Consider the following 12,944-nt stretch of genomic DNA (forward strand, 5'->3'; position numbering starts at 1 on the left):
GTCTAATTGGCCAATTAATAATCTCGGTTAAGTTGCATAGTTCAAAAACAATAACTGTGTTATGAACATCGTAGAAAGTCATTTATGGTTAGTGATTATGCCGTTGCAGCAAAAATAAGTAGCGTAGCCCAGTAGTAAATAGCGCTCGTTCTCTCACCCACTCACGCCACCATCACGGGTGGCTTTTTTTATGTGTGATTGGCGCCAACAAATTATTGCAAATGATAATCATTATCGTTATAATCACCCGACAAATAAAAATGAGAATCATTATCATGAATTTCAAGCTAAGGAATACAACCCGCAAAGCCTTATGCAGGCTGATGGCTACGGTTGTAATAACGGTAGGAGCAACACTCTGCCACGCGCAAGAGGCGATTAGCATCGTCATTAAAAATCACCGTTTTGAGCCAAATGTCGTCCGCGTGCCAGCAGGGCAACGAGTTCAGTTATTGATCGACAATCAAGATGACAGCGCTGAAGAGTTTGAAAGTTACAGCCTGCGGGTAGAGAAAATCATCCCAGCAAAAAGCAAAACAAAACTCAGCATTGGTCCGCTTAAACCCGGTAAATACGTTTTTTTTGGCGAGTTCAATCCGAGCACAGCCACCGGCCAATTGATTGCGGAATAATCATGCTCGCAATTGCGTTAATCCTTTTCCGAGAATCCTTAGAAGCAGCCCTCATTATCGGGATTATTGCCGCCGCCACCCAAGGACTCAATGCGCGTGCACGCTGGATAAGCGCGGGCATCGGTCTGGGTGTGCTGGGTGCATGCGTGGTGGCCTATATGGCGGAACACTTAACTCGGCTAGCGGATGGGATGGGCCAAGAAGTCTTTAACGCCCTCGTACTAACGGCTGCAGTAGTCATGCTCGCTTGGCACACTATTTGGATGAGCCAGCATGGCCGGGAACTCGCACAGCAAGCCAAGCAAATCGGTCACGCCATTCAACATCAACAGCAAGCGATGACAGCTTTACTCAGCGTCATTGGCTTGGCGGTTCTGCGTGAGGGATCTGAGGTCGTTCTATTTTTGCATGGCTTACACGCCAGCCAATCCATCGACACCGGCGCTTTGTGGCTGGGCGGTGGATTGGGTTTAATGGCTGGCAGCGTATTAGGTTGGGCGATTTACCGTGGGCTACTGGCCATTCCTCTTAGCTGGTTCTTCAAGGTCACCACCGCCTGGATCGTGCTGTTGGCCGCCGGTATGTCAGCCCAAGCCACACGCTATTTGATTCAAGCTGATTGGCTGCCAAGTCTGGCTGACCCACTCTGGGATGTGTCTGAATGGTTGTCGTTAGATAGTTTGCTGGGCCAAACTCTTCACTTACTGGTTGGTTACGACCCTCAGCCAACTGGCATGCAAATGGTTGGCTATGTGCTAACGCTCGTGCTGATCACTGCAGGAGCCGCATGGAGCCAGCATCGCGTGAACCACCTTACCTGCACTGGCTGAAAAATGTTAAAGCCAACCCTTGGTCATGATGAATCAGCCGGATCAACGCAATCAAATCGTCCGGTTTGGATTCAAATACGCGCTGGGTATGCCTGCGTAGAGGCCCGCAGTTTATTAGGTGACGCTGATGAACTCCAGATTATTCATGGCGAGCGTACTTATATCCTGCGCCGCACACGCCAAAACAAATTGATTTTAGTGGCTTAATTTTGTATCAGCAAAGCATTACATGTCTTTCTCAACCTCTTCAAAGTTACCGTTACTCGACCGATCATGGACTTGCTCTAGCCGTCTAGAAAAATGGCCGGGGGGCTTATGCTTTGCGGTTGTTCTGCATGGCCTAGCATGGGTTCTTTTTTTACAGTACCGCGCCCCACTTGCGTCACTCAATGCTGACATTCCCGTGATGGAAGTCGTGGATGCGGCACTCCCTGCGGCCCCCACTCCGCCTAGTCGCCAGCCAAAAGTTACGCCAGCCCTCAAACCCGCCCTCGCGCCTGCCTTAGTAAGTAAACCGGTGCCTGCCCAAGTATTACCGGATACGCCTAGCCCAATACCTTTAGCCAGCGCGACGCCGATAAACAGTCAAGCGAACAACGCCGCAACCGCCCCCAGCAATGCCAGCGCAAGCCATACATCGAGCAGCCAAAATCCGAGTCTTCCCAGTGTTAGCCAAGCACCTGCAGCGCAACCCAAGGTGGTAACCCAAGGTATTGCTTACTTAGTCAAGCCAGACCCGCAATACCCACCGCTCGCACGCCGTGCGGGTGAAGAAGGCACCGCATTGATTCGTGTGCTGGTGAACACCGAGGGCCGCCCAGAAGAAGCGAATGTGCAACAAAGCTCTGGCTTTAATCGTTTAGATGAGGCTGCTCGCAAGGCCGTGTTGGCGGCCCGCTTCCGTCCCCATCAAGAAAATGGGCAAGCTATTCGGGTTTGGACCCTAGTGCCGATCAGTTTTACGTTAGAAAATTAACTTGTTTAGAGGATGTTATGGAAAACGCTTTTTCAATCACTCAGCTATGGTCACAAGGCGATGGGGTTAGCCATTTTGTCGCACTCGCTCTGTTGCTGATGTCGATCCTGAGTTGGACTGTCTTATTAAGCAAAACTTGGCTATTTATGCGGGCCAATCGCCATGCCAAACAAGTCGATCAGACATTCTGGCATAGCCCAAGTTTAGCCGTAGCCCTTCAGCACCTGACCGGGCAGCGTAGTAACAATCCTTATCTGGCGCTCGCACTAGAAGGTCAACAAGCCGTTGAACATCATGCGCATGCGCAAGATGATCTACATGGAGCCTTAAGCTTGAGCGACTGGTTGACGAGTTGTTTAAAACGCAGCATTGAAGAAAGTAGTGCGCGCTTGCAAAGTGGTTTAGCGGTATTGGCGTCGATTGGCAGTACCGCACCCTTCGTTGGTTTGTTTGGCACTGTGTGGGGGATTTATCACGCGCTCATGAAAATTGGTACGAGTGGAGAAAGCAGTATTGAGAAAATCGCCGGCCCGGTTGGCGAAGCATTGGTCATGACCGCACTGGGATTAGCGGTCGCTATTCCTGCGGTCTTGGCTTATAACGCGCTGATTCGTGCGCACAAAGCCCAACAATCAAAATTGAACCACTTTGCCCATGACCTCCACGCCTATTGGATTACGGGGGCACGAGTTGTGCGCGAGGTTAAACAAGTAGTCAAAGCAGCAGGGTGAGGCAAGCATGAGTTTTCAAAGCGCATTCAACACCGAAGAGAATGAAATCGCCGAAATCAATATGACCCCGTTGGTCGATGTCATGTTGGTGTTGCTGATTATTTTTATGGTGACACTTCCCGTCATTCAGCATGCAGTGAAACTAGAGCTACCACAAGCCAGCAACCAAGCGAACCCAGTGAAACCAGAACAAATTCAATTGGCAATTGATTTGGACGGTATTGTGCATTGGCAAAGCCAAGCTGTCACGCAGACTGAGTTAGTCGCATTGATGAGCCAAGCAGCAGGGCATGAACCCTTACCTGAATTACATCTGCGGGCAGATAAAAAAGTCGCTTATGAGGCGGTCGCGCAAGTGATTAGCTTGGCACAAAACAATGGGTTACGAAAAATTGCTTTTGTTACCGCGCCATATTCACCAGCAAAATAATTCTATTCCTAGCAAATAATCCGTCGTTTATTTTTCAATAGCCAGCCACTTCCGTGTTCTTTTGCATGCGAATAGCCAGCCAATTAACCAGAGAAACATCATGGCTAAAAAGAAGTCGCGCAATCGCGCATCACAGCCCATTATTACACCCTCAAAACCTGCTGCCTTACCTATTGGGGCTATGTTGCTCGCTGGCATGATTGGCGGTGTTCAGGCACAAAATTCAGCCACGAATACCACAAAAGACAGCGAGACTACCCTCCCTAAAATCACGGTAAAAGATAAAAAAGATCGAGAGAGTAAGAGCTATCAAACTGAAAAAAGTCGGATCGGCAAAGTCAATCAAGAGGTTAAAGACATCCCTCAAAGCATTACCATCGTCCCAGAAAAGCTGATTCATGACCGCCAAGCAGATACCTTCAAAGAAGCCTTGCGTAATGTGGCTGCGATTACCTTTAACGCGGGAGAAGGTGGACGTATCGGCGACAATATCACCATTCGAGGCTACTCTGCTGTGGGCGATTTGTACTTAGATGGCATGCGTGACCTAGCCCAATATAATCGCGAGACATTTAATTTGGAACAAATTGAAGTTCTAAAAGGCGCGGCCTCTATGCTGTATGGCCGCGGCTCAACCGGCGGCTTAATTAACCAAGTCAGCAAATCACCAGTGTTTTATGACAAGAATGAAGTTAAATTCACCGTTGGGAGTAACAACTACAAGCGTTTGACAGTGGATACAAATCAGGTGATTAATGATGATGTAGCAATTCGCTTAAACGCCATGAAAACCGATACAGATAGCTTTCGCAATGGGGTTGAACAACATCGCCAAGGCATAGCACCCAGCATTAAGTGGCGAGTAGGTAACAAAAATGAGGTACAACTTTCCTATTTCTATTTAGAAGAAGACAACATTCCAGATTTTGGGGTACCTTATTTCCGAGGGGCACCGGTAAATGTGCCGGTCAGCAATTTTTATGGATTAAAAAGCGATTATGAACAAAATCGCACCAAGATTGCCACCGCCAGCTATTTACATCGTTTTAGCAACGATACTGAAGTTAAAACCATCCTACGTCAAGGTAATTATCACCGCGACTTGCGCGTGAGTGTGCCCCGGCTATCTGGCAACCCTACTGTCTTAAATGACAACACTTTAGTCGCACGTAACCGTAGCTCACGCGCCGCGAATGAAGATTATTTAACGAGCCAAACTGACTTCACCACCAAGCTCAGTGGCTTAGGTTTGAAACATCAAATTTTGGCGGGGATTGAGCTCAGCCGTGAGAAAGGCAGTCGCTGGAACAATACCAGCAGTGCGGCACAAACTCCAAATACACGACTCTATTATCCAGATAACAATCCAATATTGCCTGCCAATTTGGATGCCTCTTTCCAAGTAACTGGCGTTGTGCATTATGAATCCTTAACAACGGGGATATATGCACAAGATACGATTCAGTTTGCCAAAGATTGGAAAGTGGTACTCGGTGCGCGGTACGACAAATTTAAGGCGACCTATGATCGCCCACAACCACAAGGTGATTTGCAACGAAAAGATGGTGTATGGAGCTATCGGAGCGGGTTGCTGTATCAACCCACCGAGGCACAAACGTATTACCTCGCTTATGGCACCTCGTTTAGCCCCTCTGCCGACTTGTATTCACTTGATGATCGCGGCGCCAATACGCCCCCCGAGAAAAACCGCAATATGGAGTTGGGGGCAAAATGGGAATTACTCGAAGGGGATCTCAGCTTCCGCTCGGCCATTTTCCGCACTGAAAAAACCAATGAGCGCAATACCGATTTAGCGGTGTCGATTGAACAAAATCTATTGAGTGGCAAACGTCATACTGATGGGATTGAGTTTGAATTGAATGGCAGGATTACGCCTAAATGGGATATTTTTGCTGCCTCCGCTTTTATGCGGGCCAATATTGATGCCGCTACAGGCCAGCAAGCCAATACGCTTAACAAAACCCCCGTGAACACACCAAGTTACACCCATGCGCTATGGAGCACCTATAAGATGGGCGGGGGGTGGAAAGTCGGCTTAGGCGCGGAACGTGTTGGCAACCGTCAAGTAAACACCACCAACACAACGCAATTGCCTGCGTACACCCGCTACGACGGTTTAGTTGAATACGCCTATCAACAATACAGCGTTAAACTAAACGTCTTTAATTTACTGAATAAAGATTATTACGAAGGGCTTTACACAGGTCACACTGTGCCAGGAACCAAGCGGGCCGCACAAGTCACTTTTGGCGTTAAATTTTAAGGAAGTTCATGTTACTCGTCATCCCTCAAGTACTCAGCGCCGACCATGTGCGCGAATGTCGGCAACTGGTTGAGGCGGCTACTTGGGTGGATGGCAAAGTCACCGCCGGCACCCAATCAGGCCAGGTCAAGCACAATCAGCAACTGCCTGAAGATGACCCCAACGCCATGGCGGCACGGAATATCATTTTGCAATCACTGGGGATTTGTGCGCCCTTTATTACGGCTGCCCTGCCCCGCAAAATTTTCCCACCTTTGTTTAATCGCTACAGCGGCCAACAAAACCAATTTGGCAATCACATTGATAACGCGATTCGCACCTCAAGCAGTAATGGGCAATGGGTCCGCACCGATTTATCGGCGACCTTGTTCTTAGCGGAACCGGATGAATATGAAGGCGGTGAGCTGGTGATTGAAGACACCTATGGCAGCCAGCGCATCAAACTCGCTGCCGGAGACATGGTGCTGTATCCATCGAGTAGCGTCCATCGCGTGGAACCTGTTACCCGTGGAGCACGTCTGGCTAGCTTTTTCTGGATTGAAAGCATGGTGCGCAGTGATGAACAACGGCGTTTGCTCTATGACTTGGATATGGCAATTTTAAGCTTACGGGCACAATCCCAAGCTGGAGACAGCACAGAAGTGGTGCAGCTCACAGGTTGTTATCACAACCTACTGCGGATGTGGGCAACGACCTAATCAGCCTGCGTTGGAATCGGCTCCAAGTGTTGATAGCCAGCCAGGAAGTCCTCAATGGACTCAAACGGCCAACCTTCCCCATTAATCGCAAAAACATATTCCTGGTAGCCATTGCGGCGGCGAATGTCATGTAACTTGACCTTGTGCCGCTCGCCATTTGAAGTCGTGGCTAAAAAGCGCTTACCAACCGTCACTTGCTCGGGTTTAATCATCTGCTCCACCTTGATATTGAGTTATTGCCCATTGAGCCTCTGTGTGCTCCTTTGTACATAGTCTGCAAATTTTCGTTCGATGCAACAAGGGCCATCTGGCCCACTAAGCCAAAATGTCAGGGTGGAAAAAATCTAACCGATTAAAATCAAGGCAACTTGGGTGCCAACGTACAATATCTGTCAGGTCAGGGCAACAACTGTCTATCCGAATGGCCTTTCCGGTAAAATTGCGGGTTTCGCCATTTAAGTAAAGCACACCATCATGCTGACTTTCCAGCAAATCATTCTGCGATTACAAGAATATTGGGACAAACAAGGTTGCGCCCTACTACAACCCTATGACATGGAAGTGGGTGCGGGCACCTCCCACACCGCTACGTTCCTACGCGCCCTCGGCCCAGAACCTTGGAAAGCCGCTTACGTACAGCCGTCACGCCGCCCCAAAGATGGCCGCTATGGCGAAAACCCGAATCGTCTCCAGCACTACTACCAATATCAAGTCGTGCTCAAACCCGCGCCCGCCAACATTCTGGAGCTCTACCTCGGCTCACTGGAAGCACTGGGCTTTGACCTGAAAAAGAATGATGTGCGTTTCGTCGAAGACGACTGGGAAAACCCCACGCTCGGTGCTTGGGGCTTGGGTTGGGAAGTCTGGCTGAATGGCATGGAAGTCACCCAGTTCACCTACTTCCAGCAAGTCGGTGGCATTGACTGCAAACCCATCACAGGCGAAATCACCTACGGTTTAGAACGCCTCGCCATGTACTTACAGGGCGTAGAAAACGTGTATGACTTGAAATGGACGGACACCATCAGCTACGGCGATGTGTACCACCAAAACGAGGTCGAGCAATCGACGTATAACTTTGAGCACAGCGATGTGGACTTCCTGCTGCAAGCCTTCGGCGCGTATGAAAAACAAGCCCAGCACCTGATGCAAGCGGCGCTAGCTTTACCGGCATATGAGCAAGTACTCAAAGCCGCCCATACCTTTAACTTGCTGGATGCGCGTGGGGCCATTTCTGTGACCGAACGGGCCGCCTATATCGGCCGCATTCGTAACCTCGCGCGCAGCGTGGCGCAAAGCTACCTCGATAGCCGCGCCCGCCTTGGCTTCCCCATGGCGCCTAAAGAATGGGCTACGGAAGTCTTGCAACAACTCGAACAAAAGAAAGTTGCTTAATCGCCATGTCACAACAAGCCAATCTACTCCTTGAACTCTTTGTAGAAGAGTTGCCCCCCAAAGCCCTGTTTAAATTGGGTGAAGCCTTTGCTGGCGCCCTGAGCCAAAGCTTGCAAGCGCAGGGGCTATGCGATTTAAACGTGAGCGCGGTCACGCCGTACGCCACGCCCCGTCGCTTAGCCGTGCATATCAGCCAAGTCGCCGCGCAAGCCGCTGACAAGGCCGTGAATCAAAAGCTCATGCCCGCTACGGTTGGCTTGGATGCCAATGGTCAGCCCACGCCCGCGCTGCTGAAAAAATTAAGTGCCTTAGGTGCGGATGCCAGTGCCGTGAGTGCGCTAACCCGCGAACACGATGGCAAAGCCGAGGTGCTGTTCCTCGCTACCACCGTGAAAGGGGCCAGCTTGTTGGAAGGCTTGCAAAAAGCGCTGGATGAAGCTATTGCTAAACTACCGATTCCCAAAGTGATGAGCTATCAACTGGCAGATGGCTGGAGCAATGTGAATTTTGTCCGGCCCGTGCATGGCTTAGTGGCCCTGCATGGTGCAGAGATAGTACCTGTCCAGGCCTTCGGCTTAACGGCCAACCGTCTGACCCAAGGCCACCGCTTTGAAGCAGCGCAAGCCACGATTATCATTGAACACGCTGACAGCTATGCAGCGCAATTGCGCACCCAAGGCGCAGTGATTGCCAGCTATACCGAGCGTCGCGCAGAAATCAGCCGCCAATTACGAGCGGTGGCGAAAACGGCGGGCGCGAATTTACAGCCGATTGATGACGAAGCCCTGCTGGATGAGGTTACTGCGCTGGTCGAACGCCCCAATGTGCTACTGGGGCAGTTTGAAGCGGCATTCTTAGCCGTGCCGCAAGAGTGCTTGATTTTGACCATGAAGGCAAATCAAAAATATTTCCCGCTACTGGATGGGCAAGGCAAACTGACCAATCAATTTTTGATTGTGTCGAATATCAGCCCGGCTGACCCCAGTGCCGTGATTGGCGGCAATGAGCGCGTGGTGCGCCCGCGCCTCGCCGATGCCAAGTTTTTCTTCGACCAAGACCGTAAGAAAACCTTGCAAGCCCGCGTCACGGGTTTAGATAAAGTGGTGTATCACAACAAACTGGGCTCACAGGGTGAGCGGATTCAGCGTGTTGCGGCTATAGCTAAAGCAATTGGTGAGCAACTGGGTAGTGCCGATTTGGCGCAACAAGCCGCCCAAGCCGCTACGCTCGCCAAAGCCGATTTGCTGACCGACATGGTGGGTGAATTCCCAGAGCTGCAAGGCATTATGGGCCGCTATTACGCCCTGAATGATGGCTTGAGCACTGAGATTGCCGATGCGATTGAAGACCACTACAAACCGCGCTTTGCTGGCGATGAACTACCACGCAATCTCGTCGGCGTCTGTGTCGCACTCGCTGACAAGCTCGAAACACTGGTGGGCCTGTTTGGAATTGGGCAAATTCCTACAGGGGATAAAGATCCGTTTGCTTTGCGGCGGCATGCGTTGGGGGTGATTCGGATGTTAATGGAACGTGAACTACCGCTGGCACTGAATACCCTGTTACAGCAAGCAATGCCCGCATTTGGCAACCTCATTCAAAACAACGTCAATGAGTTAGAAAAGTTCATGGCTGATCGTTTGGCTGGCGTGTTGCGCGAACAAGGCTATAGCGCGCAAGAAGTCGATGCCGTCCTCGCCCTGCAGCCACAAGTATTGCAAGATATCCCCAAACGCTTACAAGCCGTTAGAGCATTTGCGACCATGGATGAATCCACCGCCCTCGCAGCCGCGAATAAACGGATTGGCAACATTCTGAAGAAGAGCGAAGACATTGGGAGTGTCGTGGACACAAGCTATCTCAAAGAACCCGCTGAACAACAGTTACACGGTGCTTTGCACAATGTGCAACCGCTGGTCACTAGTTTCTACAATAACGGGGAATACACGGCCGCCCTACGTGAACTGGCGGTACTGAAAGGCCCGGTCGATACGTTCTTCGATCAAGTGATGGTGAATGCCGATGATCCCGCCCTCAAGGCGAATCGTTTAGCCTTGTTACAGCAACTGTATCAAGCCATGAACCGCGTTGCCGACTTGGCAAAATTAGCGGCTTAACCGAGATTCTCCGCTGAGCCGACGCCATGTACAGCAAACTGATTATTCTTGATCGAGATGGGGTGATTAACCATGACAGCGATCAATACATTAAACACCCTGACGAGTGGGTACCGCTACCGGGTAGCTTGGAAGCAATTGCCAGACTCACCCAAGAAGGCTATCGCGTGATTGTGGCGACCAATCAATCGGGTATCGGTCGTGGCCTGTTTGATATGGCGACACTCAATGCCATGCACGACAAAATGCATCGACTGGTGCAAGGCCTTGGCGGCAAAATTGACGCAGTTTTTTTCTGCCCCCATACCAGCGAAGCGCAGTGTGTCTGTCGCAAACCCAAACCAGGCTTGTTTCAACAGATCGAGGAGCGCTATGGCGTGAGCCTCAAAGGGGTGGCGGCAGTAGGCGACTCGCTGCGGGATTTACAGGCGGCCACGGCGCTGGGATGCCGGCCCTACTTAGTTCGCACCGGGAAAGGCCGGAAGACTGAAGAGACCGGTGGGCTACCCCCGCATACCGAGGTTTATGAAGACCTGGGTAGTACGGTAGAAGCGCTTTTGCAATCGCCCCACACGCCAATTCAGGTGAAGCCATGAGAACAGCTTGGTTATTGAGCCGTTCACTGGTCTTTCTGTTGGTGCAAGCAGCCTTGACAGTGCTGTTTGGCAGCTTGGCGTTTTTGACTTGGCCATTGCCGCCAGTTTGGCGGATTCGCCTAATTGCGGTTCCCTGGACACGTTCCGTGCTTTGTGCGCTGCGGCTTATTTGCGGTATCAGGGTGCAAGTAATTGGCCGCGAGAACTTGCCCGATGCCCCTGTGATTGTGTTATCCAAACATCAGTCCGCCTGGGAAACGCTTGCTTACATGGGATATTCACCACGACCACCGTGTTTCGTATTCAAAAAGGAATTGCTGTATATCCCTTTTTTCGGTTGGGGGATAGGCTTAATGCGGATGATTGCGATTGATCGTAGCCAAGGGCGGAATGCCTTTGAACAAGTCGTTCGTGATGGTCTACAACGTTTGCAAGAAGGGCGCTGGATTATTATGTTTCCCGAAGGAACCCGGATTCCGGTCGGGCAAACAGGCAGCTATAAAACGGGGGGGGCCAGACTCGCCATTCGGACCCAAATGCCAGTCTTACCAATTGCGCATAATGCCGGAGAATGCTGGCCCAAAAACCGTTTTATCAAACAACCGGGCTGTATTACCGTCTCAATTGGTCCTTTGCTGTCAAGCCGAGATAAAACGCCTGAAATGCTTAATGCCGAGGTGGAAAGCTGGATTGAGGCAGAAATGCGTCGTTTAAACCCGGAACGTTACCCGCCTAACACGACCTTGCTCAAACAGGCGACGACCATCAGCCTGGCCACAGTCGATAAAACGACACGTGCATGACCGCGTATTGGCGCATCGTGCAATCACTGTCGTTAAAGCGTGTCCGTGACACACGAATTCCATATGCTTTCAGCTATACTGACTGCTTATTTTGACACTCACTGACCGTGCTATCACTGCTGCTCCCCTTTCTACCCAGAGCGCGTGCTGCTCGCGCCGCTACGGCGTGTGTTAAGCCGTGGCTGCTGGCCCTGCCGTCAGTTGCGCAGGTAATGCGTATGAGTATTAAACGGCGCGCATCCCGCCAAGCATTGCAGAGCGGCGCGGCGCCAACTCAAATCGCACTGCCCTTTGATGCTCCCTTGCCCATCCCTCAAGCCAATGGGCCAGAGCGTTACATACGGCTTGGGGAAGAAGTGATTGCTTATCGCATTCGTCGCGCCCGCCGCCGCTCTATTGGTTTTGTACTAGATGGAGAGGGCCTGCAGGTTAGCGCCCCCAAATGGGTCACCCTCAGTGAGATTGATGCTGCACTACAGAGTAAAGCACGCTGGATTCTCGCCAAACGGGCCGAATGGTCTGAGCGGCAACGGCGTAACCCGCTGCCAACCATCAGCTGGCAGTCTGATAGTGTCTTGCCGTTTTTAGGTGGACAAGTGCGGTTATCGCTAGGTACGGCCATGCAGGTTTGGCTTGAACCGAGTACCGCTGACCAGTTAGCCACCTTGCATTTACCCCTGGGCCGGGAAGCGAGTCAACAACAAGTGCGCGATCGGGTCCACGCTTGGTTACAACAAGAAGCACGCCGAGTCTTTGCAGAACGGATCAGCCATTACAGTGAAAAATTGGGGAGCGGCCCAATCGCCTGGACGCTCTCTTCAGCCACCATGCAATGGGGTAGCTGCACCGCCGATGGCAAAATTCGTTTGAACTGGCGCTTGGTTCACTTTCCATTAAGTGTGGTTGATTACGTCATCGCCCACGAGTTAGCGCACCTGAAAGAAATGAACCACGGCCCTGAATTTTGGCAGACCGTGGCCTCTCTTTTCCCGGCCTACGTGGAAGCCAAAGAGGCGCTTAAATATATTCAGCCTGAAACCCTCTATGAAGCTTGATACCTGTTTATGAGACTCTTGCACACGATGTTACGCGTGGGTGATCTGCCCCGCTCAATTGCGTTTTATACCCAAGTGATGGGCATGCGGCTATTGCGGACGACCGATCGTCCTGCCCAACGCTACAGCTTGGCGTTTATAGGCTACGCCGATGAAAGCGAACAAGCCGTGTTGGAGTTAACCTACAACTACGGCGTTGCGGAGTATGAGTTAGGTACCGCCTATGGTCATATCGCGATTGGGGTATCCGATGTTGTGGCAACTTGCGCACGCATTACCGCCGCTGGGGGGCAGGTCACGCGCCCACCTGGCCCTGTTCAGGGTGGCAATACCATCATTGCCTTCGTGCAAGATCCAGATGGTTATAAAATCGAGTTAATTCAAATCGAGGAGTAAG

15 protein-coding genes are annotated in these 12,944 nt (G+C 51.1%); 14 read left to right on the forward strand and 1 reads right to left on the reverse strand.

Annotated features, from left to right (window positions below):
* Window positions 1–194: 194 nt before the first annotated feature.
* From DU000_RS06020 to DU000_RS06055, 8 genes are all read left to right on the forward strand, one after another.
* Entirely contained in the window at window positions 195–632 is a 438-nt protein-coding gene (locus DU000_RS06020) for a cupredoxin domain-containing protein (RefSeq protein ID WP_205074021.1), read from the forward strand.
* Between the two features lie 2 nt (window positions 633–634).
* Entirely contained in the window at window positions 635–1,462 is an 828-nt protein-coding gene (locus DU000_RS06025; protein WP_114402457.1) for an FTR1 family iron permease, read from the forward strand.
* A gap of 3 nt (window positions 1,463–1,465) precedes the next feature.
* A complete protein-coding gene (gene hemP, locus DU000_RS06030) occupies window positions 1,466–1,669 on the forward strand; it encodes a hemin uptake protein HemP (protein WP_114402458.1) in 204 nt (67 codons plus the stop codon).
* 22 nt (window positions 1,670–1,691) lie between these two features.
* Window positions 1,692–2,438: an energy transducer TonB gene (locus tag DU000_RS06035; protein ID WP_114402459.1), complete on the forward strand. Its 747-nt coding sequence runs from the start codon at window positions 1,692–1,694 to the stop codon at window positions 2,436–2,438.
* A gap of 17 nt (window positions 2,439–2,455) precedes the next feature.
* Window positions 2,456–3,169 (forward strand): MotA/TolQ/ExbB proton channel family protein, encoded by a 714-nt coding sequence (locus DU000_RS06040; RefSeq protein WP_114402460.1) that lies wholly within the window; start codon window positions 2,456–2,458, stop codon window positions 3,167–3,169.
* Between the two features lie 7 nt (window positions 3,170–3,176).
* Complete coding sequence (locus DU000_RS06045; RefSeq protein WP_114402461.1) at window positions 3,177–3,599, forward strand: ExbD/TolR family protein; 423 nt, start codon at window positions 3,177–3,179, stop codon at window positions 3,597–3,599.
* Between the two features lie 100 nt (window positions 3,600–3,699).
* The gene (locus DU000_RS06050) at window positions 3,700–5,883 is read left to right on the forward strand and encodes a TonB-dependent receptor (protein ID WP_205074022.1); all 2,184 of its coding nucleotides are present in this window, start codon (window positions 3,700–3,702) and stop codon (window positions 5,881–5,883) included.
* Window positions 5,884–5,891: 8 nt separating this feature from the next.
* Window positions 5,892–6,581 (forward strand): Fe2+-dependent dioxygenase, encoded by a 690-nt coding sequence (locus DU000_RS06055; RefSeq protein WP_114402462.1) that lies wholly within the window; start codon window positions 5,892–5,894, stop codon window positions 6,579–6,581.
* On the opposite strand, the gene DU000_RS06060 is transcribed toward DU000_RS06055, so the two are convergent.
* Window positions 6,578–6,793, reverse strand: a complete 216-nt coding sequence (locus DU000_RS06060; protein WP_114402463.1) for a hypothetical protein — start codon at window positions 6,791–6,793, stop codon at window positions 6,578–6,580. The genes DU000_RS06055 and DU000_RS06060 overlap by 4 nt on opposite strands.
* Before the next feature lie 262 nt (window positions 6,794–7,055).
* Here DU000_RS06060 and glyQ point away from each other — a divergent pair, with 262 nt between their 5' ends.
* From glyQ to gloA, 6 genes are all read left to right on the forward strand, one after another.
* Entirely contained in the window at window positions 7,056–7,976 is a 921-nt protein-coding gene (gene glyQ / locus DU000_RS06065) for a glycine--tRNA ligase subunit alpha (RefSeq protein ID WP_114402464.1), read from the forward strand.
* A 5-nt stretch (window positions 7,977–7,981) separates the two neighbouring features.
* Complete coding sequence (glyS, locus tag DU000_RS06070; RefSeq protein ID WP_114402465.1) at window positions 7,982–10,093, forward strand: glycine--tRNA ligase subunit beta; 2,112 nt, start codon at window positions 7,982–7,984, stop codon at window positions 10,091–10,093.
* Window positions 10,094–10,119: 26 nt separating this feature from the next.
* On the forward strand, window positions 10,120–10,689 hold the full coding sequence (gene gmhB / locus DU000_RS06075) for a D-glycero-beta-D-manno-heptose 1,7-bisphosphate 7-phosphatase (RefSeq protein ID WP_114402466.1): 570 nt from the start codon (window positions 10,120–10,122) through the stop codon (window positions 10,687–10,689).
* Window positions 10,686–11,492, forward strand: coding sequence for a lysophospholipid acyltransferase family protein (locus DU000_RS06080; RefSeq protein ID WP_114402467.1), 807 nt, complete (start codon window positions 10,686–10,688; stop codon window positions 11,490–11,492). Before gmhB ends, DU000_RS06080 begins: the two co-directional genes overlap by 4 nt.
* A gap of 218 nt (window positions 11,493–11,710) precedes the next feature.
* Window positions 11,711–12,547, forward strand: coding sequence for a M48 family metallopeptidase (locus DU000_RS06085; protein ID WP_114402468.1), 837 nt, complete (start codon window positions 11,711–11,713; stop codon window positions 12,545–12,547).
* Window positions 12,548–12,556: 9 nt separating this feature from the next.
* Window positions 12,557–12,943, forward strand: coding sequence for a lactoylglutathione lyase (gene gloA / locus DU000_RS06090; protein WP_114402469.1), 387 nt, complete (start codon window positions 12,557–12,559; stop codon window positions 12,941–12,943).
* Window position 12,944: the final 1 nt, after the last annotated feature.

Origin of the sequence: Parvibium lacunae (assembly GCF_003335215.1) — a bacterium.
Lineage (GTDB): Bacteria > Pseudomonadota > Gammaproteobacteria > Burkholderiales > Burkholderiaceae_D > Parvibium > Parvibium lacunae.

Coding starts and splice junctions, on each gene's coding strand:
- DU000_RS06025 (WP_114402457.1), top strand. CDS start 635: ATGCTCGCAATTGCGTTAATCCTTTTCCGAGAATCCTTAGAAGCAGCC.
- glyS (WP_114402465.1), top strand. CDS start 7,982: ATGTCACAACAAGCCAATCTACTCCTTGAACTCTTTGTAGAAGAGTTG.
- glyQ (WP_114402464.1), top strand. CDS start 7,056: ATGCTGACTTTCCAGCAAATCATTCTGCGATTACAAGAATATTGGGAC.
- DU000_RS06040 (WP_114402460.1), top strand. CDS start 2,456: ATGGAAAACGCTTTTTCAATCACTCAGCTATGGTCACAAGGCGATGGG.
- DU000_RS06080 (WP_114402467.1), top strand. CDS start 10,686: ATGAGAACAGCTTGGTTATTGAGCCGTTCACTGGTCTTTCTGTTGGTG.
- DU000_RS06085 (WP_114402468.1), top strand. CDS start 11,711: ATGAGTATTAAACGGCGCGCATCCCGCCAAGCATTGCAGAGCGGCGCG.
- DU000_RS06050 (WP_205074022.1), top strand. CDS start 3,700: ATGGCTAAAAAGAAGTCGCGCAATCGCGCATCACAGCCCATTATTACA.
- DU000_RS06055 (WP_114402462.1), top strand. CDS start 5,892: ATGTTACTCGTCATCCCTCAAGTACTCAGCGCCGACCATGTGCGCGAA.
- DU000_RS06045 (WP_114402461.1), top strand. CDS start 3,177: ATGAGTTTTCAAAGCGCATTCAACACCGAAGAGAATGAAATCGCCGAA.
- DU000_RS06035 (WP_114402459.1), top strand. CDS start 1,692: ATGTCTTTCTCAACCTCTTCAAAGTTACCGTTACTCGACCGATCATGG.
- gmhB (WP_114402466.1), top strand. CDS start 10,120: ATGTACAGCAAACTGATTATTCTTGATCGAGATGGGGTGATTAACCAT.
- DU000_RS06060 (WP_114402463.1), bottom strand. CDS start 6,793: ATGATTAAACCCGAGCAAGTGACGGTTGGTAAGCGCTTTTTAGCCACG.
- hemP (WP_114402458.1), top strand. CDS start 1,466: ATGTTAAAGCCAACCCTTGGTCATGATGAATCAGCCGGATCAACGCAA.
- gloA (WP_114402469.1), top strand. CDS start 12,557: ATGAGACTCTTGCACACGATGTTACGCGTGGGTGATCTGCCCCGCTCA.